21 protein-coding genes are annotated in these 23,102 nt (G+C 70.9%); 7 read left to right on the top strand and 14 right to left on the bottom strand.

The features are described from left to right. Positions 1-16: 16 nt before the first annotated feature. Positions 17-2,797 (bottom strand): penicillin acylase family protein, encoded by a 2,781-nt coding sequence (locus ACFY1U_RS25800; protein WP_390696506.1) that lies wholly within the window; start codon positions 2,795-2,797, stop codon positions 17-19. A gap of 221 nt (positions 2,798-3,018) precedes the next feature. Here ACFY1U_RS25800 and ACFY1U_RS25795 point away from each other — a divergent pair, with 221 nt between their 5' ends. Both ACFY1U_RS25795 and ACFY1U_RS25790 read left to right on the top strand, forming a co-directional pair. After that, positions 3,019-3,621, top strand: coding sequence for a hypothetical protein (locus ACFY1U_RS25795; protein WP_351465855.1), 603 nt, complete (start codon positions 3,019-3,021; stop codon positions 3,619-3,621). Between the two features lie 93 nt (positions 3,622-3,714). Further along, positions 3,715-4,452: a 3-keto-5-aminohexanoate cleavage protein gene (locus ACFY1U_RS25790; protein ID WP_390696505.1), complete on the top strand. Its 738-nt coding sequence runs from the start codon at positions 3,715-3,717 to the stop codon at positions 4,450-4,452. Here ACFY1U_RS25790 and ACFY1U_RS25785 read toward each other — a convergent pair. Continuing rightward, entirely contained in the window at positions 4,398-5,132 is a 735-nt protein-coding gene (locus tag ACFY1U_RS25785) for a hypothetical protein (protein WP_390696504.1), read from the bottom strand. The genes ACFY1U_RS25790 and ACFY1U_RS25785 overlap by 55 nt on opposite strands. 157 nt (positions 5,133-5,289) lie before the next feature. On the opposite strand from ACFY1U_RS25785, the gene ACFY1U_RS25780 reads away from it, so the two are divergent. Next, positions 5,290-6,357, top strand: coding sequence for an RNA ligase (ATP) (locus tag ACFY1U_RS25780; RefSeq protein ID WP_390696503.1), 1,068 nt, complete (start codon positions 5,290-5,292; stop codon positions 6,355-6,357). 47 nt (positions 6,358-6,404) lie between these two features. Here ACFY1U_RS25780 and soxR read toward each other — a convergent pair whose 3' ends face one another. Beyond that, positions 6,405-6,884 (bottom strand): redox-sensitive transcriptional activator SoxR, encoded by a 480-nt coding sequence (gene soxR, locus ACFY1U_RS25775; RefSeq protein WP_390696502.1) that lies wholly within the window; start codon positions 6,882-6,884, stop codon positions 6,405-6,407. A gap of 123 nt (positions 6,885-7,007) precedes the next feature. Between soxR and ACFY1U_RS25770 the strand changes: the two genes are divergently transcribed. After that, the gene (locus ACFY1U_RS25770) at positions 7,008-7,469 is read left to right on the top strand and encodes a MaoC family dehydratase (protein WP_266953802.1); all 462 of its coding nucleotides are present in this window, start codon (positions 7,008-7,010) and stop codon (positions 7,467-7,469) included. A gap of 16 nt (positions 7,470-7,485) precedes the next feature. Here ACFY1U_RS25770 and ACFY1U_RS25765 read toward each other — a convergent pair whose 3' ends face one another. The 3 genes from ACFY1U_RS25765 to ACFY1U_RS25755 form a co-directional block, all read right to left on the bottom strand. Continuing rightward, positions 7,486-8,109 (bottom strand): TetR family transcriptional regulator, encoded by a 624-nt coding sequence (locus ACFY1U_RS25765; protein ID WP_390696501.1) that lies wholly within the window; start codon positions 8,107-8,109, stop codon positions 7,486-7,488. 109 nt (positions 8,110-8,218) lie between these two features. Continuing rightward, a complete protein-coding gene (locus ACFY1U_RS25760; protein ID WP_030946212.1) occupies positions 8,219-8,464 on the bottom strand; it encodes a YiaA/YiaB family inner membrane protein in 246 nt (81 codons plus the stop codon). 61 nt (positions 8,465-8,525) lie between these two features. After that, positions 8,526-9,677, bottom strand: coding sequence for an acyl-CoA dehydrogenase family protein (locus ACFY1U_RS25755; protein WP_390696500.1), 1,152 nt, complete (start codon positions 9,675-9,677; stop codon positions 8,526-8,528). A gap of 91 nt (positions 9,678-9,768) precedes the next feature. On the opposite strand from ACFY1U_RS25755, the gene ACFY1U_RS25750 reads away from it, so the two are divergent. The 3 genes from ACFY1U_RS25750 to ACFY1U_RS25740 all read left to right on the top strand — a co-directional run bounded on the left by ACFY1U_RS25750 (position 9,769) and on the right by ACFY1U_RS25740 (position 12,233). Further along, positions 9,769-10,410, top strand: coding sequence for a TetR/AcrR family transcriptional regulator (locus ACFY1U_RS25750; RefSeq protein WP_390696499.1), 642 nt, complete (start codon positions 9,769-9,771; stop codon positions 10,408-10,410). A gap of 47 nt (positions 10,411-10,457) precedes the next feature. Next, positions 10,458-11,168 carry an ArsR/SmtB family transcription factor gene (locus tag ACFY1U_RS25745; protein ID WP_390696498.1) on the top strand — a complete coding sequence of 237 codons (711 nt, stop codon included), beginning with the start codon at positions 10,458-10,460 and terminating at the stop codon, positions 11,166-11,168. A gap of 114 nt (positions 11,169-11,282) precedes the next feature. Then, entirely contained in the window at positions 11,283-12,233 is a 951-nt protein-coding gene (locus ACFY1U_RS25740; RefSeq protein WP_390696862.1) for a DMT family transporter, read from the top strand. Here ACFY1U_RS25740 and ACFY1U_RS25735 read toward each other — a convergent pair. The 8 genes from ACFY1U_RS25735 to ACFY1U_RS25700 form a co-directional block, all read right to left on the bottom strand. After that, complete coding sequence (locus ACFY1U_RS25735; RefSeq protein ID WP_390696497.1) at positions 12,230-13,312, bottom strand: zinc-binding dehydrogenase; 1,083 nt, start codon at positions 13,310-13,312, stop codon at positions 12,230-12,232. The genes ACFY1U_RS25740 and ACFY1U_RS25735 overlap by 4 nt on opposite strands. A gap of 11 nt (positions 13,313-13,323) precedes the next feature. Next, positions 13,324-14,712, bottom strand: coding sequence for an aldehyde dehydrogenase family protein (locus ACFY1U_RS25730; protein ID WP_390696496.1), 1,389 nt, complete (start codon positions 14,710-14,712; stop codon positions 13,324-13,326). Between the two features lie 116 nt (positions 14,713-14,828). Further along, entirely contained in the window at positions 14,829-16,172 is a 1,344-nt protein-coding gene (locus tag ACFY1U_RS25725; protein ID WP_390696495.1) for an ABC transporter ATP-binding protein, read from the bottom strand. Between the two features lie 192 nt (positions 16,173-16,364). After that, positions 16,365-17,120, bottom strand: a complete 756-nt coding sequence (locus tag ACFY1U_RS25720) for a class F sortase (RefSeq protein WP_390696494.1) — start codon at positions 17,118-17,120, stop codon at positions 16,365-16,367. A 28-nt stretch (positions 17,121-17,148) separates the two neighbouring features. Continuing rightward, positions 17,149-17,793: a hypothetical protein gene (locus tag ACFY1U_RS25715; protein ID WP_390696493.1), complete on the bottom strand. Its 645-nt coding sequence runs from the start codon at positions 17,791-17,793 to the stop codon at positions 17,149-17,151. Positions 17,794-17,895: 102 nt separating this feature from the next. Continuing rightward, complete coding sequence (locus ACFY1U_RS25710) at positions 17,896-19,140, bottom strand: MFS transporter (protein WP_390696492.1); 1,245 nt, start codon at positions 19,138-19,140, stop codon at positions 17,896-17,898. Between the two features lie 75 nt (positions 19,141-19,215). Beyond that, positions 19,216-20,625 (bottom strand): CitMHS family transporter, encoded by a 1,410-nt coding sequence (locus tag ACFY1U_RS25705; RefSeq protein WP_390696491.1) that lies wholly within the window; start codon positions 20,623-20,625, stop codon positions 19,216-19,218. Between the two features lie 134 nt (positions 20,626-20,759). Further along, a complete protein-coding gene (locus tag ACFY1U_RS25700) occupies positions 20,760-23,021 on the bottom strand; it encodes a molybdopterin oxidoreductase family protein (RefSeq protein WP_390696490.1) in 2,262 nt (753 codons plus the stop codon). Positions 23,022-23,102 lie beyond the last annotated feature (81 nt).

The following is a 23,102-nucleotide window of genomic DNA, read 5'->3' as shown; positions in this document are numbered from 1 at the left end:
CGCCGCCGCTGGTCCGTCACCGGTGCGAGGTGTACTCCACCACCTGCTGGAAGGTGGGCCGGTTCTGCCAGCTGATGTTGTAGTGCTTGATGCCGCCGAGCGTCCGCTGGACGATCGAGTCGGCGCACCACTGGTCGCCCGCCGAGCACAGGGAGTCGCCGGGGTAGACGGTCGACGCGGACGTGCCGGCCGCCGTCTTCAGGGTGCTGATCAGGATGTCCCGGCACGAGCTGAGGCTGCCGCCGCCGCAGTACTTCTCCGCCAGCGGCCCCTGCACCGACTCACCGAGCACCGCCCGGATGTCCTTGTCGACGTAGCTCCACCAGCCGTACTGGAAGGAGCTGCCGGCGTGCGACCCGGTCGGCCCGTGGGCGGCCGACGGGGACTCGTCGACGGGCAGGTTGTTGGTGAAGGCGGTGTACAGATCGCTGCCGAGGCCCGGTTGGAACTCGGCCTTCACCAGCAGCGGCCACCAGGCGTCAAGGATGCGGATCGCGTCGGCGTCGGCGTACTTCTTCGAACCGGCGGACGTCTCCGTGCGCTTGGCGCCCGCGGTCACCCACGCCTGCAGCTTGCTCACGGCGTCCGCGGCGGTGGAGTCGGTCACCGTACTGCTGTTGATGACCTTGAGCAGCTTCGGGAGCACGTCCTCGGCCCGCAGGTCCTCCAGTGCCGCGTCCGCCATCGCCTGCACCAGCTTGGTACGGGTCACCCCGCCGGCCGCGACCAGCTTCTTGACCCGGTCCTCCAGCAGATTGCCGCGGTGCACGGACCCGTCGCCCCAGGGCGCGGTCGTGTAGTCCTTGGCCTGCTTGTTGTTCCAGGAGATGTAGTAGTCCTGGTCGATGGAGTTGGGGTGCGCGGAGGCCGGCGTGTAGTCGGCGGTGTTGGTCGTCGGGTCCCAGTTCTTCCACTCGTACGCCGCCTGCCCCCACACCGGGAACTCGGCGTCGACGCCGCTCGCCCGCACCGGGTTGTTGCCGCTGTTGTAGTACGCGGTGTGCTGGGAGTCGGCGTAGAACCAGTTGAAGGTGTAGTTGATGTGCTGCGCCGCGCTCTGGAAGTCCTGCGGGCCCTTGACGTAGTCGGGGTCGTTGAGCATCTGGAAGCCGATGATCGAGTCGGCCTCGTGCATGTAGGACGAGCGCAGGGTGGTGTACGCGACCTTCTTGCCGCCGACGGTCGCCCGGTACTCCACCGGCCCGTACTTCGTCTTCCAGACCCTCATCGTGTACGACCCCGCCGCCGTGCCGTCGGCCGTGGTCGGCTTCCAGGAGTTGGTCTGCTCGACCTTGTCCATGGCCGTGCAGGTGCCGTGGTACAGGTAGTGGTAGTCGTCCTGGCACAGCTCGACGGCGTAGGTGTCGATGATGTCCTGGCCGGAGGTGGTCGCGCTCCAGGAGTAGTCCTGGCCGCGGCCGAGCTCGACGTACATGCTCAGGCCCGCGAAGGAGGCGCCGCGGGCGCTGAGGCCCGGGCCCTGGATCTCCTGGAGCATGAGCAGCTGGGGCGCGAAGTAGCCGGTCTGCGGGCCGAAGACGGCGATCGGGTGGCCGCTGGCGGTGTACTTGCCGCTCACCACCAGGGCGTTGGACATGCCGCGCCTGGCCGAGCTGAGAGCGGTCGTGGTCGCCGTGGCGGAGGCGGCCCGGGCGCTCTGGCTCGCCCCCGTGCCCGTGGCGTCGTAGACCAGCGGCTCCGTGGTCACCGAGCCGGCGTCGGGCAGGGCCTCGCCCTGGGGGCTGTCCGGCTTGGAGGCATACGGGAAGCTCTCGCCGTTGTGGACGGTGAGCACGGCCTCGGGGTCGTTGCGCTCACGGAAGGACTCCCAGACCTTGGTGCCCTCGGTCACGCCGTACTTGGACTGGGCGGCCAGCAGGGAGATCGCGTTGTTGACCTCTCCGCCACCGCCGGCGCCGAACAGGGAGCCGATGACGGAGCCCAGCGCCACCAGGTCGGTGATCTTGAAGTGGTCGATGGTGCCGGCGTTGGTGATCGAGTCCTTGTGGCCGGTCAGGACATACTCACCGGGGAAGTAACGGCCGCTGTCGGAGGCGTCGATGTAGGCGTTGATGCCGGCGAGGTAGGCGTTGGCGTCGGCGAGGGCCTGCTGGCCGCGGGCGCCGTTGCTCGCGACGGCGTTGTCGATCTGGGCCTGCAGGTCGGCCTCGCTGTAGGGGGCGTTGCGGTAGAACTCCTGCTCCAGGCCCTGGTTGGAGGGCGCGCCGCCCGCGAACGTCGTGAGCTGGCCGCGTCCCACGTGCCGGAAGACGTCCATGAGCCACAGCCGGTCCTCAGCCGCGGCATACCCGGCGCCGAACTCGGTTCCGTATCTGGTGGTACCGGTGATGTGCGGGATGCCCGCCTTCTTGTCGCGGACGATCGTCACGTCGCTGCGGCCCGCGGGCTTCTCGGTGGAGGCGACTTGATCGGAGGAGACCCCGAACGACGAGTCGTTGAAGAACGTGTTGATCGTCGAGTCGGTGAGCGAGGAGTACCCCTTGGCCAGGTTGGCGTACGGGCCGAGCTGGTCCTCCGCGTGGTCGGGCTGGGTGCCGAACGCCTGGTTGAGGAGGACCTGCGCGAGGGTCGCGTTGCCGTTCTCGCCCGGCGGCAGGATGTCGGAACACTGGCCGCCGCAGTAGTCGTTCGAGGCCGCGGCGGTTGCCGTCGCCTGAGTGAGCGGGGACAAAAGACCAGCAATCAGGACGCATATGGATGCGGTCTTCAGGAACCCGGCGAGTCTGCCGGGAGTTCTCAGTCTGACTGGGGCGCTACGAGAGGTACGCCAGGGCATGGCAGCTCCTACCGACGGGGGTGAGCCGGGACGTTACCGCCGGTATCCCCGGGAGTGAAGATGAACATGCGTCAAGTTTTGGAGTAGGCGGGACGGCTTATGGAGGGCATCGGAAATCGGATGGAGCCGAATCGCTTGTCGATACGTCTATTCGGCGACGTCCGTACGACGACGCCGAAGTGACCGAAGTACAGGTGCAGGTGTGACGGAGGTGCAGGGCGATGGCCGGTTTTCGGAGTCTGGCGAGACAGGTCCGCGACCCGCGGTGCGATCTGGCACTGCGGCGCTACTCATTGCGCAAGTGCCTTGAGAGGTTTGCTCCTTACGGGCACAGGGCGACCTGGGACCATTTGTGCTCCCGGGCAGGGTTCGGTCCCGAGGACCGCTCCCCCGACCCAGCGCGGCTCGTGGCCGCACTGGAGGAGTTGGAGGAAGCGCGTTCGGTCTGGCTGGCCTATGAGGTCGAGTTCGCCGAGCGGCGCAAGAAGGAGAAGCACGACGGGCTGCGCCGGCCGGGCACGGTGGACGACTGGCACCGGCTGACCTGGGGCGGTTTCGGTGTCGCCTGGTGCGACGACCCGCGGGTGCACCCCCGCGAACCGCTCGCGGAGGTGCTGCGCCGGCTGATCTCCGGCCTGGAGCGCGAACCGGGCTCCGGTTGCCCGGTGTGCGGCGCGGAGCGCCTGATCTGGAAGTACGACCTGGACCACGAACCCTCTTCGGGTCCGGTCTGCACTCACTGTGGAATTCTCGTGCCAAGGCCCGTGCTCAGTCCCGAGGCCCTGGCGGACGCAAGGCGCGGAAGGCTGCTGGTGTCGGCCTAGTACGGCGGGGGTGCGCCGGGGATGCCGCACCCCCTGTATGTCCCTCTTTGTCGGCTTGTCCTCGTTGTCAGTGGTGGCTGGCACCATCGAGACATGGTGCAGGTGTGTCTCAACGGGCCCCGCGGGTCCGCCGACGGTGCGATGGTGCCGCTGACTCCGGAAGCGATGGCCGAGTCCGCGGCGCAAGCCGTCGCGGCCGGGGCCACGGACATCCACGTCCACCCCAAGACACCCTGCGGCCGCGACTCGTTGTCGCCCCGCGTGATCGGCCCGGTGCTCGAGACGATACGGGCGCGCGTGTCGGTCCCGGTCGGCGTGACCACGGGCGCCTGGGCGGAACCGGATCCGGCGGCACGGCTGAAGCGGATACGGAGCTGGGCGGACCTGCCCTTGCTCCCGGACCACGCCTCCGTCAATTGGCACGAGCAGGGCGCGGAGGAGATCGCCGCGGCTCTCATCGACCTCGGAGTGGGGGTGGAGGCCGGCATCTGGTCCGGGACGGACGGGGCAGTGCGGTTCACCGCATCCCCGCTCGGGGAGCGGGTGTTGCGGGTGCTGGCCGAGGTGACGGACACGGCGATGGACACGGCTGAGGACACCGCACGCGGACTGCTGGCCGCCCTGGGCCGGGCCCACGGCCGCCCCGTGCTGCTGCACGGCGAGGACGACGGCGCCTGGCCGGTACTGCGGCTGGCGGGGGAGCTCGGGCTGGCGACCCGGGTGGGGCTGGAGGACACCTTGTTCCTGCCGGACGGGGAACGGGCCCTGTCCAACGCTCAGTTGGTCGCCGAAGCGCTGGCCCAGTACGGGTGCGCGCAGCGCTCGTCGTAGGGCAGGGCGAGGAGCTCGGCACGGATCGCCAGGTCGGGCTCGCCCTGGGCACGGAGGCGGATGGCACCGGGACCGGCCAGCCAGCTGCGCAGATCGGCGAGGCCGGCGTCCTCGCTGTCGTCCTGCCACCAGGAGAACGGGGACAGGTCGGACAGCAGGTAGTAGAGCCAGCCCTCGGCGCAGTGGACGAGGTGTGCGTCGGCGACGGAGCTGCGGCCCCAACCGTCGAGGAACGGGGTCACGGTTCTGGCGATGGTGGCGCAGGTGTCGAAGATCTCGTCGATGCCGTAGGGCGGGTCGGGCCTGGTGAGGGCGTCCTGCCACCAGGCGTGCAGGAACGCCTCGATCGCGGCGGCCTGCTCGGCGGGCCAGGACCGCCAGTCCAGCCGGGTCAGCCCGTGGGCTCCGTAGCCGATCGCATCGAGGGAACCGTCGGCCGCCGCGCGTGCGGCCTGCGGCAGCAGGCGGCGCATGGCGGCCGCGTGGTCGTCAAAGTGGTCTGGAACCTCGAAGAGGTAGTACTGCACCACGTCCAGCGGTATGTGCACATACGGCGTGCGCAGATATGCGGTCTCCTCGGGCGTGTGGCAGCGACCGCAACCCGTCTCGTGGAAGCCGGCGAAGCCGTTGAAAACGGTGTCGATGTCCGCGAGGGCGGCGTCAAGTGCTGCTGAGAACATGGGAGTTGATCCCGTCAGGACTCCGTGCGCGACGTCTGTGCCGGCCGAAGATCGCGACGTTACCAGCCGCTAATCCGCTCGCTCCACCCCTTTCCCGTCCGGACAGTTGGGAGGCGATGAAACCGAACCGAGCGACCCCGGAAACCTAGGAGTCCCCATGTCGACGCTGCGCGTCACCGCCGAAGTGCTGACCGTCCACGAGCACCCGAACGCCGATGCGCTCGAACTGGCCCAGGTGGGCCTGTACCGAGCCGTCGTCGCCAAGGGCGCCTACCGCACCGGCGACGCCGCCGTGTACATCCCCGAGCAGTCCGTCCTGCCCACCGGGCTGATCGAGGAGCTGGGGCTGACCGGGCGGCTGGCGGGGAGCAACTCGGACCGGGTCAGGGCGGTGCGGCTGCGCGGTGAACTGTCGCAGGGCATCGTGTGCCGGCCGAAGGCGCTCACGGACGTCGACCTGGCGCGGGCGGCGCTCGACGGAACGGACTTCGCCCAGCGGCTCGGCATCACCAAGTGGGTGCCACCGATCCCGCCCACGATGAACGGCGAGGTCGAGTCCGCGCCCGATCTGCTGCCCTGGGTGGACATCGAGAACCTCCAGCGGTTTCCGGACATCTTCACACCGGGCGAGGCTGTGGTCCTGACCGAGAAACTGCACGGCTCGGCCTGTCTGCTGACCTTTCTCGCCGACGAGGACCGCGTGCAGGTCTCCTCCAAGGGCTTCGGCGCCAAGTCCCTCGCCCTGAAGGAGGATCCGCGCAATCTGTACTGGCGGGCCGTGCACGGCCACGGCGTCGCGGAGGTCGCCGCCCGGCTCGCCGAGCGGCTGGGGGCACGCCGGGTCGGGATCTTCGGTGAGGTGTACGGGGCGGGGGTCCAGGACCTGACGTACGGCGCCGACGGGCGGCGCGAGAGCCTGGGGTACGCCGTGTTCGACGTCTCCGCGGAGATCGACGGGACGGTGCGGTGGCTGGACGCGGCCGAACTGCTGGGCGGGGAGCTGCCGTTGGTGCCGCGGCTGTACGAGGGGGCGTACGACATCGAGCGGGTGCTGGAGATCGCCAGCGGGCGGGAGACCGTGTCGGGGCGGGGGCTGCACCTGCGGGAGGGTGTGGTGATCCGGCCCGTGGTGGAGCGGTACAGCCCCGTGACCGGGGGGCGGGCCATTGCGAAGGCGGTGAGCCCGGCGTATCTGACGCGGAAAGGCGGCACGGAGTACGAGTGAGGGTGGGGGGACTGGCGCCCGGTGCCGGTGCGGGCAGGAGGTTCCGCTTACCCGCGCTGAGTGCGCTTCCCCCTGCGCTCCACCATCAGCCGCGACCCCGTCAGCCGTTCGCCGAACGCGTCGTCCGGGTTGGACAGCACGCAGCCGTCCAGCGAGAGGCAGCCGCAGCCGATGCAGTCGGTCAGGTGGTCGCGGAGGCGGTTGAGCTGGCTGATGCGTTCGTCGAGTTCGGAACGCCAGGCCTCGGAGAGCCGGGCCCAGTCCTCCCGGGTCGGGGTGCGTTCCTCGGGGAGTTCGGCGAGCGCCTCGCGGATGGTGGCGAGGGGGATGCCGACGCGCTGTGCGGCGCGTACGAAGGCGACCCGGCGCAGCGTGTCGCGGTGGTAACGGCGTTGGTTGCCCGTGGTCCGCCGGCTGCTGATCAGGCCCTTGGACTCGTAGAAGTGCAGGGCGGAGACGGCGGCGCCGCTGCGCGCGGCGAGCTGGCCGACCGTGAGCTCGTGGATCTTCTCTGGAATCTGGGGCACCCCTCGAACCCTACCCATCCGTACCCGGCCGCTGTCCGTTGACATTGGTTTCACGGACGACCATGCTAAGCAGTTGCTTAGACATAGTGTTCAGGACATGAGCGAGGCATGGGAGGCCGGGACATGGCAGAGCCGAGGATCTTCACGTCCGCCGACGAGCTGAAGGCGGCGGTGGGCGAGCAGCTGGGGTACACCGACTGGCTGGAGATCGACCAGAAGCGGATCGATCTCTTCGCGGAGGCCACCGGCGACCACCAGTGGATCCACGTCGACCCGGAGAAGGCCGCGGCGGGTCCCTTCGGGACGACGATCGCGCACGGCTATCTCACCCTGTCGCTGCTGCCGCTCTTCGGCCCTCAGCTGATCAGCGTCGAGGGCGTGAAGATGGGCGTCAACTACGGCACCAACAAGGTCCGTTTCCCCGCCCCCGTGCCGGTCGGCTCGCGCCTGCGCGCCACCGCGAGGATCAGCAGCGTCGAGGACGTCCCCGGGGGAGTCCAGCTCGCCGTCGCCTACACCGTGGAGCGCGAGGGCGGGGACAAGCCGGTCTGCGTGGCCGAGTCGGTGGCCCGCTTCTACGTCTGAGCAGCGGCCCGGCGGGCTACTTGACCCCCACCATGCGCAGCACGAGGTCGGCGTCGAGCGCGCCGACCTCCTCGGGCGTCCAGGGTCCGTCGACGTTGAACCAGCGGGCGACGTCGATGCAGAGCGACATCACGGCGAGGGTGGTGCCCTTGACGTCCAGCACGTCGAACTCGCCGGACGAGATCCCGTCCTCGATGATCCCGCGCACCTCGGCGTCGCACTGCCGGCGCAGCGCGAGGATCTCCTCGCGGGCGTCCGGACCGAGCGAGTCCAGTTCGTACTGCACGACCCGGGCGGTGGTGCGGCCGCCCGCGTGCCAGCGGACGAAGGAGCTCACCGCGTCGGCGAGCCGCTCGGTCGCGGTGCCCTCGCGCCGGGCCGCCGTCCGCAGGATCTCCAGGGCCTTCTCATGGCCGATCCGGCTGATCCGGTGGAGCAGCTCTTCCTTGGTCTTGTAGTGGATGTAGAGCGCGGCGGGGCTCATCCCGGCGCGGCCCGCGATGTCACGGGTCGTCGTGGCGTGGTATCCGCGCTCGGCGAAGGCCTCCACCGCGGCGATCAGCAGCCTTCGGGCCGCGTCGGGCGTGACCTCGCCCCACGCGGACGTCTCGCCACCGGCCGTCTCCTCCGCCGTACTCATCGCTTGCTCGCCCCTCTCACCGACAGATCTCCACCATACCGCCGAAGGTGAGCGAGCGCTTAGAGTCCCCGCTCAGGGCTTCCAGGGGAGCCCAGAGCTTCCACAGGACTCAGAGCTTCTCGAAGGGGTGGTACGCGCGCTCCGTCGCCTCCTGCCGGTCCCGGATCACCTTGGCGAGGGTGAAGGCGGAGGTGACCAGGTACAGGACCGCGATCCCGAGGAACGCCCGCACCCAGGCGTCGGCGTTCAGCCGGAAGATGCCGATGGCGGTCGCGGCCATGGCGATGGCGAAGGAGGCGACGGCCTGTCCGTAGAAGGCGGCGGTGTTCTGCTGCTTGCCGGATGTGTCACTCATGGGGACAAGCGTCGGCGGATGTGGCCGGTACCACATCCGCCGAGATACTCAGCTCAGGTACTCAGAACGCCGAAACACCCGTCAGGGCACGCCCGATGAGCAGTTTCTGGATCTGGCTGGTGCCCTCGTAGAGGGTCATCACACGGGCGTCGCGCAGCAGCTTGCCCGCCGGGTACTCGTCGATGTAGCCGTAGCCGCCGAAGACCTGGAGGGCGTTGTTGGCGGCGCGGACGGCCGCCTCCGAGGCGAAGAGCTTGGCCTTGGAGGACTCGACGGCGAAGGGCTGTCCGCGGTCGATCAGGTCGGCGACCCGCCAGGTCAACAGGCGGGCCGCGTCCACGTCGACGGCGATGTCGCTGATCAGCTCCTGTACGAGCTGGTGGTGCGCGATGGACCTGCCGAACTGCTCGCGCTCGCCCGCGTGCTTCACCGCCGCGTCCAGCGCGGCCTGGGCTATGCCCACACAGCCCGCCGCGACCGACATCCGCCCCTTGGCCAGGGCCGACATGGCGACCGAGAAGCCCTTGCCCTCCTGACCCAGCATCGCGGAGGCGGGCACGCGGACGTCCTCCAGGACCAGCTCGGCGGTCGCCTGGCCGCGCAGGCCGAGCTTGCCGTGGATGGTGCGGCGGCTGAGCCCGGGGGTGTCGGCGGGGACGAGGAAGGCGGAGACGCCCTTGTGGCCGGGGGCGTCGGTGGAGCGGGCGAAGAGCAGCACCACATCGGCCCAGGTGCCGTTCGTGATGAACATCTTGGCGCCGTTGATGACGTAGTCGCCGCCGTCGCGCACCGCACGCGTGGAGAGGTTGCCGGCGTCGGAGCCGGTGCCCGGCTCGGTGAGGCCGAAGCAGCCGACGTACTCGCCGGAGGTGAGCCCGGGCAGCCACTGCCGCTTCTGCTCCTCGCTCCCCCAGGCGGCGATCGTCTTGGCGACCAGCCCGAGCGACACGGACACGATGCCGCGCACGGAGGAGTCACCGCGCCCGAGCTCCTCCGTGACCAGGCAGTACGCGAGGTGGTCGCCGCCGGAGCCGCCGTACTCCTCGTCGACGGTCAGACCGAGGAAACCGACCTCGCCGAGCTTCTTCACGATCGACCGGTCGACGTCCTCGGCCCGGTCCCAGGCGATGACGTTCGGGGCGATCTCGCGGTCCACGAAGTCCTTGGCGAGCCGCCGTACGGCTTCCTGCTCGTCACTGAGCTCCAGATTCATGACCGGTCACCCCACTCGCGAGATCCTGCACAATCCTACACATTTAAATTAGCACTGCTAGTTTCGGTCGCGCAGCCCTACTATGTGCGCCATGGCCCGACCGCGCAAGCCCTTGCTCAGCACCGACCGCATCGTCGAGACGGCGCGTGCGCTGGTGGACGCGGAGGGCCTCGCGGCCGTCTCCACGCGTCGGCTCGCCGCGGAACTGGGGGTGAGCGGGCCTTCGCTCTACAACCACTTCCGCACCAAGGACGAGATCCTGGAGGCGGTCGCCGACTCGGTGAGCGCGCAGGTCGACCTGTCGATGTTCGAGGACGGCCGCGAGTGGCGCACCGCTCTGCACGACTGGGCCGTCTCCTACCGGGCCGCGCTGCGCGACCACCCCAACATCGTCCCGGTGCTCGCCCAGGGGCCGGGGCGCCGTCCCGCGGGACTGCGCCTCGCGGACGCCGTCTACGGCGCGATGGTCGACGCGGGCTGGCCGCCGGCGCAGGCCACCTCCATCGGCGCCCTGATGCGGTACTTCATCATGGGCTCCGCGCTCGGCTCCTTCGCCGGGGGTTTCGTGGACGACCAGAGCGCGTACGACCCCGCCGACTATCCGCACCTCGGCCAGGCGCACCTGCTCGCCGAGCAGCAGGAGAAGATCGACGAGCGGGCCTTCGAGACGGGGCTCACGGCGCTGCTGGACGGTCTTGTGCAGCAGTTCGAGCAGGTGAAGCGGGCCGTCTAGCGACAGTTCGGCGGCCGCCGAAGCATCCGTGTCCCATCCTGGGGTGCATGACCACCAGGGAACCCCAGGCACCGCGGCTGGCCCGGCTCGCCGGGCTGATCGCCGACGAGACGCGGGCCACGTGTCTGCTGGCGCTGCTGGACGGGCGGGCGTGGACCGCGAGTGAGCTGGCGCGGCATGCGGGAGTCGCCGCGTCGACGCTGAGCGAACATCTGGGCAAGCTCGTCGCGGGCGACCTGCTCGCGGAGGAACGGCAGGGCCGGCACCGGTATGTGCGGCTCGCCGATGCGGCGGTCGCACAGCTGGTGGAGGACCTGGCCGCGCAGGTGGGCCCGGTGGATGCCGTACGGCCGCGGGGGCTCCGGGAGTCGAGCGCCGGGTCGGCCATGGCGCGGGGGCGGACGTGTTACGACCACCTTGCCGGGCGGCTCGGGATCGCGGTCACGGATGCGATGACTCTGCGTGGGCTTGTGCGGCAGGACACGGGGTTTGCTCTGACCGACGCGGGGGTTCGGTGGTTCGAGGCGACGGGTATCGCCCTCGACCGCAGAGGCCGACGTCCACTGGCCCGGGCATGCCTCGACTGGACCGAACGGCGACCTCATCTCGCGGGAGTGGCCGGAGCGGCCCTGTGCCGACACGCCTTCGAGGCCGGCTGGTGCGTACGCATCGGCTCCGAACGGGCAGTGAAGGTGACGACGACAGGTCAACAGGCGCTGGCCGAACATTTGGGAATGGACACAACGGCGTTGCGCTGAGCGCCCCAAAGGGGCGCGGGGAACTGCGCGACAAGCCACAACGCGCCCGCAGCGACACAACGTCCGAAATCCGCGAGCTCTCACCTCGTGCCACTACCTAGCCTCTGGAGCATGATGACCTCCCGTCGTACCGACCTGCTCGCCCCCGCCGCCGCAGCGGTCACCGTGGTGTTGTGGGCCTCCGCCTTCGTTGCGATCCGTAGTGCGGGTGCCGCGTACTCGCCCGGGGCACTGGCGCTCGGCCGGTTGCTGTCCGGGGCGCTGGTGCTCGGGGTGATGCTGGTCGTGCGCGGGGAAGGGTTGCCGCCGCGGGGCGCCTGGCGGGGGATCGCGATATCCGGAGCCTTGTGGTTCGGGTTCTACATGGTGGTCCTGAACTGGGGCGAGCAGCAGGTCGACGCCGGTACGGCCGCGCTGGTGGTGAACATCGGGCCCATCCTCATCGCGCTGCTGGGTGCGCGGCTGCTCGGGGATCCGATGCCGCCGCGGCTGCTGGCGGGGATGGCGGTGTCGTTCGCGGGGGCGGTGACCGTCGGGCTGTCGATGTCGGGGGGCGGCGGGTCGTCGGTGCTCGGAGTGGTGCTGTGTCTGCTCGCGGCGGTCGGCTACGCGGGGGGAGTCGTCGCGCAGAAGCCCGCGCTGGCGAAGGCCAGTGCGCTGCAGGTGACGACGTTCGGGTGTCTCGTCGGGGCGGTGGGGTGTCTGCCGTTCGCCGGGCAGCTGGTGAGCGAGGCGGCCCACGCGCCGGTGTCGTCGACGCTCAACATGGTGTACCTGGGCGTGTTTCCGACCGCGCTCGCCTTCACCACCTGGGCGTACGCCCTGGCTCGTACGACCGCCAGCCGGATGGGGGCGACCACGTACGCGGTGCCCGCACTGGTCGTGCTGATGTCGTGGCTGGCGCTCGGCGAGGTGCCGGGCCTGCTCACGCTGGGGGGCGGTGTGCTGTGCCTGGCGGGTGTGGCGGTCTCGCGGTCGCGGCCGCGGGCCGCGGCCGTGCGGGCTGCGACGCCGGAGAGCACTCCGGAGCCGCAGCCCGAGGGCGCCTCGGAATCAGCCGGCTAAAAGACCACGAGCGCCCGGCCGCCCTTGCCCGCCAGCATGTTCTCGAAGGCGGCCGGGATGCCGTCCAGGCCGATCCGTTCCGTCACCAGTGCGCCCAGGTCCAGACGCCCCGCCCGTACGTGTTCAGCCAGTACGGGGAGGTCATTCGCCGGGTCCGAGTTGCCGTACACGCAGCCAGCCAGCGTCCTGCCCCAGTGGAAGATCTCCAGGGCGTTGAAGGAGACCTGCTGGTCCTTGCCGCCGATGCCGACCACCGTCGTGCGGCCGCCGCGGCGGGTGGAGTCCCAGGCCGTGCGGATCGTCGACGCACGGCCCACGCATTCGATCGCCACGTCCACGCCTTGTTTGTCCGTAAGGCCGCGGATCTCACGGGCCGTCGTGTCGGAGGCGATGACGTAGTCCGTGGCGCCCGCGCCGCGCGCCAGCTCCTCCTTCTCCGGGGAGACGTCCACGGCGACGATGCGTGCGGCGCCCGCGATCCGGGCCGCCTGGAGCGCGGCCAGGCCCACTCCCCCGACGCCGTACACCGCCACCGTCTCGCCCTCCCGGACCCGCGCCGAGTGGTGGACGGCGCCGTAGCCGGTGAGGACCGCGCAGCCCAGGAGGGCCGCGTCCGTGAGGGGGATCCCTTCCGGGAGGGGCAGGACACAGCCCGCGGAGACGACCGTCTCCGCGGCGAACGCGGCGACGCTCAGGCCGGGGTGGAGGTCGGAGCCGTCGGAGGAACGGTGGGCGTACACGTCCGCCGCTCCGTTCAGGGCGTTGGCGCACAGCCACACCTCGCCGAGCGTGCAGGCGTGGCAACTTCCGCAGGACGGCGCCCAGTTGAGGACGACCTGGTCGCCCGGTGAGACATGTGCGACGCCTTCACCCACGGTGACGACCGTGCCGGCACCCTCGTGGCCGAGGACGGCGGGGACCGGCACCCGCATGGTGCCGTTGGACAGGGACAGGTCGGAGTGGCACACCCCGGCGGCGGCGAGACGGACGCGGACCTGGCCGGGGCCGGGGTCCGGGAGGTCGATGCCGGTGATCTCCAGCGGGGCGCCCACGGCGGGAAGGACTGCTGCGCGAACCACGGATACGCTCCTCAGAACTGCAGGGACTTGGTCTGGAGGTACTCGGCGAGGCCGTGCGTGCCGAGCTCGCGGCCGACGCCCGACTGCTTGTAGCCGCCGAAGGGAGCAAGGGGGTTGAAGCGGCCGCCGTTGATGTCGACCTGACCGGTCTCCAGGCGCCGCGCGAAGGCGACCGCCTCGCTCTCGTCGCCCGCCCAGACGGCGCCCGCGAGGCCGTAGACCGTGCCGTTGGCGATGCGCAAGGCGTCCTCCTCGTCCTCGTAGCGGAGGATGGACAGGACCGGGCCGAAGATCTCCTCCTGGGCGATCGTCATCTCGGGGGTGACGTCGGCGAAGACCGTCGGGGAGACGAAGTAGCCCTGCTCGCACGGCGGTTCGGCGCCTCCGGCGACCAGCCGCGCCCCCTCCGCCACACCCTTCTCGATGTAACCGCGCACCCGTGTCTGCTGCTTGGCGTTGACCACCGGGCCGATGCGGTCGCCGTACTTGGCGGCGGCGGTGGCCGCGAGCCCGACGGCCTCCTCGTACTGGTCCCGGTGGACGAGCATGCGCGTCCAGGCGCTGCAGGTCTGGCCGGAGTTGGACATGACGTTGGCGACGCCGACGTTGACCGCCTTGGCGAGGTCGGCGCTCGGCAGGATGACGTTGGCGGACTTGCCGCCCAGCTCCAGGGCGACCTTCTTGACCGCGGCGCCCGCCGTCGCGCCGATCTGCCGGCCGACGGCGGTGGAGCCGGTGAAGGAGACCAGGTCGACGCCCGGGTGCTCGGCGAGGGCCTGGCCGGCGACCGGGCCAAGACCCGTGACCAGGTTGAAGACGCCCGCGGGGACGCCCGCCTCATGGACCGCCTCCGCGAACAGCTGGGCGGTGAGCGGGGTGTCCTCGGCGGGCTTGAGGACCACCGTGCAGCCCGCCGCGAGGGCCGGGGCGACCTTGGCGACGATCTGGTGCAGAGGGTAGTTCCAGGGCGTGATCGCGCCGACCACCCCGACCGGCTCCAGGTAGACGGTCGAGTTCCCGGCCTTCTCCTCGAAGACGTACGTCGCCGCCAGCTCGGCGTACGAGCCCGCGACCGCGATCGGCACGGCCACGTGCACGTTCTGCGAGAACGCCGGCGGCGAGCCGAGCTCGGCGGTCACCGTCTCGGCGATCTCGTCCTTGCGGGCCACGAGGACGTCCCGCAGCGCACCCAGCCGGGCGGCCCGCTCGGCGGGCGGCGTCGCGGCCCAGCCGGGGAAGGCGGCGCGGGCGGCCCGCACGGCGGCATCCACGTCCACGGCCGTCCCGGCGGGGACCCGGCCGATCACCTGCTCGTCGACGGGATTCACGACATCGATCACGTCCTGACCTGCGGCGGGCCGCCAGGCGCCGTCGATGTACAGGCCGTCGTGTGCCTTCATGGTGCTCCTCCGGGGCGGGGTGCGTCGTCCGCGTCAAAACCTACCGACAGGAACACAAACTAGCGGCGATAGTTTTCCGGTGCCAGAGACCCCGGGGTACACACCCCTACGGAGCCTCAGTTCTCCAGATCCGGCAACCGCGCCGGCGCCGGACAGATCCGCTCCCCCTGCTGGTCGAACACAAACAGATGGGCGATGTCGACGAGCAGCGGCACCTGCATGCCATGTCGGAGTTCGATGTCGGGGGTGGTGCGGACCACCAGGTCACCGGGGAGGCGGGCCTCGGTGGACGCGGCCTCCGCAGGGCCGGCCTCCGGGTCGTCCATGACCACCACGGGCCCCGCGCGGAGCGCCCCCGCCCGGTCCCGCAGCCGTTCCAGGACGGTCGGACCGCCCGCCCGCCGACGGCGCCGGGACGGACGCGAGCCGGGTCGCGGCGCCTCCAGGTCCGGCACGACGGCGGGCTGGGAGCCGGTGTTGAAGTGCACGAGGATCTCGTGGCCCTGGAACTCCACGTGCTCCACCAGGCCGGTGAGGGGCACTTCGCCCGGCCGGGCGGAGGAGTGCCTGGCGATGCGTACGGCCTCCGAGCGCAGCCCGACGATCACCTCCCGGCCCTGCTGCACCCGCAGCAACTGGTGGTCCAGGCAGAGCGGTTCGGGCAGTCGCAGATACTGCTTGCCGAGGCTGATGGTCATCGCGCCGTCGAGCGGGGCGCGGACCAGACCGCGCAGCAGATTGATGCGCGGGGTGCCGATGAAGGCGGCGACGAAGACGTTGCGGGGCAGGGCGTACACCATGCGCGGGGTGTCCAGCTGCTGGAGCACCCCGCCGCGCAGGACGGCGACCCGGTCGCCGAGCGACATGGCCTCGGCCTGGTCGTGGGTGACGTAGACCGTGGTGACGCCCAACTCCCGGGTGAGCTTGGAGATCTCGGCCCGCAGGTGGTTGCGGAGCTTGGCGTCGAGGTTGGACAGCGGCTCGTCCATCAGGAAGGCCGAGGGGTGGCGGGCGATGGCGCGGCCCATGGCGACGCGCTGGCGTTCGCCGCCGGAGAGCTGGCTGGGGAAGCGGTCGAGGAGGTCCTCGATGCCGAGCATCCGGGCGGTGGCGTCGACGCGCGGGCGCGGGTCCTCGCCGGGGTTCTCGACGCGCAGCGGGAAGCCGATGTTGCCGCGGCTGGTCATGTTCGGGTACAGGGCGAAGTTCTGGAAGACCATCGCCATGTTCCGCTCGGACGGGAGCAGTTCGTTGGAATGCTCGCCGTCCAGCAGCAGCCGGCCCTCCGTGATCTCCTCCAGTCCGGCGATCATGCGGAGCACGGTGGACTTGCCGCAGCCGGACGGCCCGAGCAGCACGAGGAATTCGCCGGGGCGGATGTCCAGCGACAGCCGGTCCACCACGCGAACGCCTCGCGTATAGGTCTTGCTCACGTCGTGCAGAGAGATGGCGCGTGTCATGGCACTGCCCCCGAGGGCGTACTGAGCGAGTCCTGAGGCTCTGCGGTCGAACGGCCCGTACGGGTCGCACGGGCTGTGAGTCACGGAAGTTAACGGACCGTACGCGCTTGAGGGAAGACACCTGACGGAATCAGGTCCTTCGTTCCGCCCAGTGAGAAAGCGGACGCGGCGGTGCGGAGGGCGCGTCCCGGGTCAGCGGGTCGCCGTCAGATGGGCGAACACGACGACGTTGCTGGTGTAGCCGGTCCTGCGGGTGAACAGGCCGCCGCAGGTCAGCACCCGCAGCTCGGGGCGTGAACTCGGGCCGTACACCTCCTTGTCGGGGAAGCGGTCCTTGTCGAAGATCCGTACGCGGTCCACGGTGTAGACGGCGATGCGGCCGTCGGCGCGCCGGACCTCGATCCGGGCCCCGGAGCGCACCTGCGCGAGGGCGGCGAAGACCGCGGCGCCGGTCCTCGTGTCGCGGTGGCCGACGGCGACGGCGGTGCCGGTCTCGCCCGGTGCGGGCCCGTCCTGGTACCAGCCGACGAGCCTGGGCTTGTCGAGCGGCGGGGTCTCCAGCTGCCGGTCGGCGCCCACCCGCACCCCGATGACCGGCGCGTCGATGCCCAGGGACGGTACGCGCAGGGCGGCCGCCGGTGACCGGGGCAGTGGCGGGGGCGGTGTGGCGGGTTGTGCGGGCGCGGGCGGCTCGGAGGCCCGGGGGCGCCCGTCGGCGGGGCCGGGGGCCGGTTCGGCGGGCGCCTCGGCGGGCGCCGGGCCCCCGGCCCTGACGGACTCGGCCGGGTGGTGGTGATGCCCCCCGCACCGGAAGACCGTCACCAGGGCGGCCACGATCATGGCCGTCCTGGTGAGGCGGTAGGCGCGGGTCCGGTGCCAGGGCCTGCGTCGCCTGCGCCCGGGAGCTGCCCGGCGGACCGGGCCGGCGTCGCGGGGTCTGGCACGCATTCCCCCGGAGGGGGGCGCCGGACAGGTCCTACTCGGCACCGTGGGAGCGGCGGCGCAGCAGCGTCCGGACGTAGACGGCTCCGCCGACGGCGACCAGTCCGACGCCTGCGGCAGCGCTCAGCGGGGTGTATGCCTGCACGGTGTCGACGAGGCCGCCGCCGCCGGCGTGGACGCCGCCCTTCGGCCCGTGGTCCTCGATCGTGTGGCTCGGGCCCGCCTGCCCCCGGTCGTGCCTGCCGTGGCAGTCGACGGAGAAGACCTTCTCCTTGGGCGCGACGGGCGGCGTGGGCGGCGTGGTCGGCGGAATGGTCCACTGGAGGGTGTATCTGCCGTCGGCCAGCCCCAGGATGTCGGTGTGCCCGGCGCCGCCGGCCAGGGAGATCGTGCCGCTCACGGTGGCCGCGGTGGGCAGCGGTGGCTGAGCCGTGATGGTGTAGGAGACGGACGTCAGGTCGCCGAAATTCGCGGCGTCGAGGTAGAACCGGCAGACAACGGGGTCGTCCTTGGAGACGCCGTAGGGCACTCGCTCACTGTGGATCCTGATGTCGGCACCGTCACCGGGGGCGGCAAGAGCGGCGGACGTCGCGGACCAGGAGGCCCCGGCCGCGGTGAGTACGGTGAGGGCCGCGGCTCCCAGACGGGCGCCTGCGGACGGGGGCAGCAAGGTGGGCATGGACGTTCCTCCGAGTCAGACGATTTTCATACAAATCGCTCTTTCATCTGACTCTCTTTCACATCCGCCCGGCGTGTCGCTGCAGCACCACCCGACTCGCCGTCAGATATCCCTCGACCGGCGCAAGGGAGTACCGGCCGCGCGCCCGGCCGGAGCAGCCCCGGCCGTCTGACCGCCGCCCGGAGCGGCCGGTGCGCGCAGGGCGCTGCCCGCCGAGAACAACAGCAGGGCCCCGAGCATCACGAAGGGCGCCGCCACGCCCGCGACCCCCGCGACCAGACCCGCGGCGGCCGGCGCGGCGACCTGGCCGAGGCGGTTGCCGGTCAGCCGCAGGGCGAGGGCCGTGGAGCGGGCGCCGTCCGGGGCTGCCTGGACGACGGTCGTCATGGACAGCGGCTGCCCGACGCCGAGACAGAACCCGAGGGCGGCCAGCACCAGGCCGAGCACCCACACCGGCATCGGCAGCGCGATCCCGGCGCACAGCACGGCCGCCAGCAGACAGGTCGCCGTGAGCAGCAGCGGCCGGCCGAGCAGCCGCAGCAGCGGGGTGAGGACGAGCCGGCAGGCGATCGTGGCGCCCGCGCGCAGGCTGAGCAGCACACCGATCACCGACGGCGCGATGCCCCGGTGTTCGCCGACCACCGGCAGATAGGCGGTGAGGATGTCGGTGGCGGACAGCACGGAGAGACTGATGAGCATGCCGGCCGGCACGCCCCGGGCCCGCAGGATGCTGCCGACGGGAACCTGATCGGCCTGTGCGGTACGGGACTTGACTGCCGTACGGTCCTCGATGCGCCACAGCGAGGTGAACGCGACCGCGGCGCCCGCACCGGCCACCACGAGGGCCAGCGCGCTGGTGCCCGCCCTGTCCGGACCGCCGATCAGTGCGCCCGCCGCGATCGGGCCGACCAGCTGGCCGAGCGAGGCGCCGATGGTGAAGTGGCCGAAGTTGCGGTCCTGTTCATGCGGGGCGGACTGGCGGGCGACGAGCGACTGGGCGCCGATCACGAAGCAGAGGTGGCCGAGGCCCATCACCCCGCTCCAGACCGCCATCGCCCAGAGGGAGCTCGCGAGTCCGCTGAGCGCGCAGCCGCCCGCTATCAGGACCACGCCGACCGGCAGCAGGGGTGCGCAGCGGCCGTGGTCGGTGCGGCGGCCCAGCGGTACCGCGGCGAAGAGCGGCAACAGGGCGTACACGCCCGCGATGACGCCGACCGCCCGCTCGTCGGCGCCCAGCGCGAGGGCCCGGTAGGAGACGGCGGGCCGGGCCATCGACACCGCCCCCTGCGCGAAGCCGAAGGCGATGACGAGACGGAGCAGCCAGCCGCGGTTCCTACCGGGCCCCATGGGCGGATCCTCCTGATTTCCCTTGTCCGGGAGCTGGATTCCCTTGCCCGGAAGCCGAGTTCCCTTGCCGGAAGGTCAGATGATGCCGAAGAGGATCCCTGCCCCGAGGACCACGAGTGAAGTGAGCGCGGCCCACTTGACCACGAACCGGGTGTGGTCGCCGAACTCCACCTTGGCCATGCCGACCAGGACGTACACGGCCGGGACGAGCGGGCTGGACATGTGCAGCGGCTGCCCGATGAGCGAGGCGCGGGCGATCTCCAGGGACGAGACGCCGTGGGCCTGACCGGCCTCGGCGAGCACCGGGAGGATGCCGAAGTAGAAGCCGTCGTTCGACATGAAGTACGTCAGCGGGATGCTCAGGATGCCGGTGACGAAGGCCATGTGCGGGCCCATCCCGTCCGGGACGTTGTCCACCAGCCACTTGGCCATGCTGCCCACCATTCCGGTGCCCTGCAGGACGCCGGTGAAGACGGCTGCGGCGAAGACCATGCCGGAGACGTTGAGGACGTTCTCCGCGTGGGCGCCGAGGCGGGCCTTCTGGTCGGGCATGTGCGGGAAGTTGACGGTGAGCGCCAGGGCCGCACCGAGCAGGAACAGCACCGGGATCGGCAGCCACTCCATGATCATGGCGGTGAGCAGGGCCACCGTGAGCAGCGCGTTGAACCAGTACAGCCTGGGGCGCAGGGTGGGCCGGTCGGGGTCGAGTCCCTGGAGGCCGTCGTCCTCGTCCGCGGGGAGGTCCGTACCGGAGCCGGACCCGGAGCCGCCGGTGCGCTTGGTGCCCTTGCCGGAACCGGAGCCGGATCCGGCGCCCACCAGGACCGTCTCGGTCTCCTTCTCCTCGACCAGCACCTCGTCCAGCGTCAGCACACCGAGCCGCTTCCGCTCACGGCGCCCGAGCACGTAGGCGAGGGCGAAGACGAAGAGCAGACCCATGGCGAGCGCCGGGATCATCGGGACGAAGATGTCGCTCGCGTCGAGCTTCAGCGCGGTGGCGGCGCGGGCGGTCGGGCCGCCCCACGGCAGGGTGTTCATCACGCCGTTGGCCATGGCGGCGACACCGGTCATCACGACCAGGCTCATCTTCAGGCGCCTGTACAGCGGGTACATCGCCGAGACGGTGATCATGAAGGTGGTCGAGCCGTCACCGTCGAGCGAGACGATCGCGGCGAGGACGGCCGTACCGACGACGATCCGCAGCGGGTCGGCCTTGCAGAACTTGAGAATCCCCCGAACGATCGGGTCGAAGAGGCCGACGTCGATCATCACACCGAAGTAGACGATCGCGAACATGAGCATCGCCGCGGTGGGCGCGAGGCTGGTGACGCCGTCGATGACGTAGTCGCCCAGCTTGGCGCCCTTACCGACGAAGACACAGAACAGTGCCGGGATCAGCACGAGCGCCGCGATCGGCGACATCTTCTTCAGCATGATCAGGACCAGGAAGGTCGCGATCATGGCGAAGCCGAGGATGGTCAGCATGAGTGGATACCTAACGTTCGCCCTTGAACATCCCACCGGGCAGGCGGTGCGACGAACGTTAGGTCCGTTCAAACGGCGTTAACAAGACGTTGATGCGTGAGCAATAAGCGCGAAACTGCAGGTCACGGCTTTGCTCAGGTCACGGGGCTGAGCTTTTCGGACACGGCGGCAACTGCGGCGACCTCAATGGGCACTCCGTTGAGGACCGCGTTGCCCGACAGCGGATCGAGCAGGCTGCCGTCGAGGAGCTGGTTGACGTTGACCCCGGGGTCGATGGCGGCATGGCTCATCCGGGTGCCGGGCCGGTCGTGGCCCCAGCCGTGCGGCAGGCTCACCACGCCCGGACGCACCGCGTCCGTCACCTCGGCGGGGGCGGTCACCTCTCCCCCGGCGCCCTTGACGCGTACGGCCGCCCCGTCCCGCACGCCGAGCCGCTCGGCGTCCTCGGGGTGGATGTGCAGCGTGCAGCGGTTCGTGCCGCCGGTGAGGGCCGGGACGTTGTGCATCCAGCTGTTGTTGGAGCGCAGATGCCGGCGGCCGACGAGGACGAGTTCGTCCGGGAGCCGGTCCAGGGCCGCCCGCAGTCGCGGCAGATCGTCCGCGATCGGCTGCGGCAGCAGCTCGACCTTGCCGCTCCTGGTCTTCAGCGGCTGCGGCAGACGCGACCGCAGCGGACCGAGGTCGATGCCGTGCGGATGCGCGAGCAGCCGCTCCAGGCTCAGCCCGTCGGGTCGTACGCCGAAGCCGTCGCCGTAGGGGCCGAGGCGCAGCATCATGTCGAGCCGCCGCTCGGGACCGCTCACCCCGGTGAGCTGCGCGGCGAGTTCCTTCGGGTCGCGGCCGTGCACGGGCGAGAAGGGCTCCTTGACCGCCTTGCCCAGGGTCTGCCCGATGACCAGTTCGTCGACGGCGGACGGATCGGCGCCGTGCATGCCGGTGGCGGCCAGGATCAGCCGGGCGAAGATCTCGGTCTCGGGCAGCCGGCCGGGCTCCAGGGGGACGGCGGGGCGGGTGTAGCGGACCTGGTTGCGTACGGCGAGGGTGTTGAACGCGAAGTCGTGGTGCGGGCTCTGCGAGGGCGGGGGCGGCGGCAGGACGACGGTCGCGTGGCGCGTGGTCTCGTTCAGGTACGGGTCGATGCTGACCATGAAGTCCAGGGAGTCCAGGGCCTTGTCGAGGCGGTCGCCGTCGGGCGCCGAGAGCACGGGGTTGGCGGCGGAGGTGATGAGGGCGCGGATCGGCTCGCCCTCGTCGGTCGCCGTGTCGATCTCCTCGGCGAGCGCGGACAGCGGCAACTCGCCCTTCGCCTCGGGGTGTCCGCTCACCCGGGAGTGCCAGCGGGCGAGCGTGAAGCCGTGGCTCGGTCCGGCGGGGCGGGGGGTGCGGTCGGTGGCCGCCTGCGGGAAGAGGGCGCCGCCGGGGCGGTCGAGGTTGCCGGTGAGGACATTGAGGACGTCGACGAGCCAGCTGGCCAGGGTGCCGTGCGGGACGGTGCAGCTGCCGATGCGGCCGTAGACGGCGGCGGTGGGGGCGGCGGCGAGTTCGCGGGCGAGGGTGCGGATCGTGGGGGCGTCCACGTCGCAGGCTCCGGCGACGGCTTCGGGGCTGAAGTCCTGTATGGCCGCGCGCAGTTCGTCCAGGCCCTCAAGGTGCGGGGTCAACTCCCCGGTGTCGACGAGGCCTTCCTCGAACAGGGCGTACGCCATCGCCGCGAGCAGCAGCGCGTCGGCGCCGGGGCGGATCGCGATGTGCCGGTCGGCGAGCTTGGCGGTGCGGGTGCGGCGCGGGTCGATGACCGTGAGGGTGCCGCCGCGGGTCTTGAGGGCCTTGAGCTTGCCGGGGAAGTCGGCGGCCGTGCACAGACTCCCGTTGGACTCCAGGGGGTTGGCGCCGATCAGGAGCAGATGGTCGGTGTGGTCCAGGTCCGGCACCGGGATGGCGTTGGCGTCGCCGTAGAGCAGTCCGCTGGAGACGTGCTTGGGCATCTGGTCGACCGTGGACGCGGTGAAGACACTGCGGGTGCCGAGGCCGGCGAGCAGCACCGGCGGGTAGAGGGCGCCCGCCATGGTGTGCACGTTCGGGTTGCCGAGGACGACGCCGACGGAGTTGGGGCCGTAGCGCTCGACGACCGTGCGGACCCCGGCGGCGACCGCGTCGAAGGCCTCCTCCCAGGTGGCCTCGCGCAGCTCGCCGTCCTTGCGCACGAGCGGGGTGCGCAGCCGGTCGGGGTCCCCGTCGACGGCGCCGAAGGAGGCGCCCTTGGGACAGATGAACCCCTTGCTGAACACGTCCTCGCGGTCACCGCGGGCGCCGGTGACGCGGGTGCCCTCGATGGTGAGGGTCAGCCCGCAGGTGGCCTCGCACAGGGGGCAGATTCGCAGGGCGGTGCGGGACACGGGTCCTCCCGGTGGCGGCGACGGTGACGCTCGTACTGTCCGCCGAGCATACCGACCGGTATGGACGGAGGGGAGGCCTCT

Origin of the sequence: Streptomyces sp. NPDC001351 (genome assembly GCF_042896045.1) — a bacterium.
Taxonomy (GTDB): Bacteria; Actinomycetota; Actinomycetes; order Streptomycetales; family Streptomycetaceae; genus Streptomyces.
Note: the sequence above shows the minus strand (reverse complement) of the source record. Positions and strands in the feature narration are given on the sequence as shown.

Excerpts from the sequence above, each read along its gene's own strand:
- ACFY1U_RS25800 (WP_390696506.1), bottom strand. The coding sequence starts at position 2,797 with ATGCCCTGGCGTACCTCTCGTAGCGCCCCAGTCAGACTGAGAACTCCC.
- ACFY1U_RS25795 (WP_351465855.1), top strand. The coding sequence starts at position 3,019 with ATGGCCGGTTTTCGGAGTCTGGCGAGACAGGTCCGCGACCCGCGGTGC.
- ACFY1U_RS25790 (WP_390696505.1), top strand. The coding sequence starts at position 3,715 with ATGGTGCAGGTGTGTCTCAACGGGCCCCGCGGGTCCGCCGACGGTGCG.
- ACFY1U_RS25785 (WP_390696504.1), bottom strand. The coding sequence starts at position 5,132 with ATGTTCTCAGCAGCACTTGACGCCGCCCTCGCGGACATCGACACCGTT.
- ACFY1U_RS25780 (WP_390696503.1), top strand. The coding sequence starts at position 5,290 with ATGTCGACGCTGCGCGTCACCGCCGAAGTGCTGACCGTCCACGAGCAC.
- ACFY1U_RS25770 (WP_266953802.1), top strand. The coding sequence starts at position 7,008 with ATGGCAGAGCCGAGGATCTTCACGTCCGCCGACGAGCTGAAGGCGGCG.
- ACFY1U_RS25765 (WP_390696501.1), bottom strand. The coding sequence starts at position 8,109 with ATGAGTACGGCGGAGGAGACGGCCGGTGGCGAGACGTCCGCGTGGGGC.
- ACFY1U_RS25760 (WP_030946212.1), bottom strand. The coding sequence starts at position 8,464 with ATGAGTGACACATCCGGCAAGCAGCAGAACACCGCCGCCTTCTACGGA.
- ACFY1U_RS25755 (WP_390696500.1), bottom strand. The coding sequence starts at position 9,677 with ATGAATCTGGAGCTCAGTGACGAGCAGGAAGCCGTACGGCGGCTCGCC.
- ACFY1U_RS25750 (WP_390696499.1), top strand. The coding sequence starts at position 9,769 with ATGGCCCGACCGCGCAAGCCCTTGCTCAGCACCGACCGCATCGTCGAG.
- ACFY1U_RS25745 (WP_390696498.1), top strand. The coding sequence starts at position 10,458 with ATGACCACCAGGGAACCCCAGGCACCGCGGCTGGCCCGGCTCGCCGGG.
- ACFY1U_RS25740 (WP_390696862.1), top strand. The coding sequence starts at position 11,283 with ATGACCTCCCGTCGTACCGACCTGCTCGCCCCCGCCGCCGCAGCGGTC.
- ACFY1U_RS25730 (WP_390696496.1), bottom strand. The coding sequence starts at position 14,712 with ATGAAGGCACACGACGGCCTGTACATCGACGGCGCCTGGCGGCCCGCC.
- ACFY1U_RS25725 (WP_390696495.1), bottom strand. The coding sequence starts at position 16,172 with ATGACACGCGCCATCTCTCTGCACGACGTGAGCAAGACCTATACGCGA.
- ACFY1U_RS25720 (WP_390696494.1), bottom strand. The coding sequence starts at position 17,120 with ATGCGTGCCAGACCCCGCGACGCCGGCCCGGTCCGCCGGGCAGCTCCC.
- ACFY1U_RS25715 (WP_390696493.1), bottom strand. The coding sequence starts at position 17,793 with ATGCCCACCTTGCTGCCCCCGTCCGCAGGCGCCCGTCTGGGAGCCGCG.
- ACFY1U_RS25710 (WP_390696492.1), bottom strand. The coding sequence starts at position 19,140 with ATGGGGCCCGGTAGGAACCGCGGCTGGCTGCTCCGTCTCGTCATCGCC.
- ACFY1U_RS25705 (WP_390696491.1), bottom strand. The coding sequence starts at position 20,625 with ATGCTGACCATCCTCGGCTTCGCCATGATCGCGACCTTCCTGGTCCTG.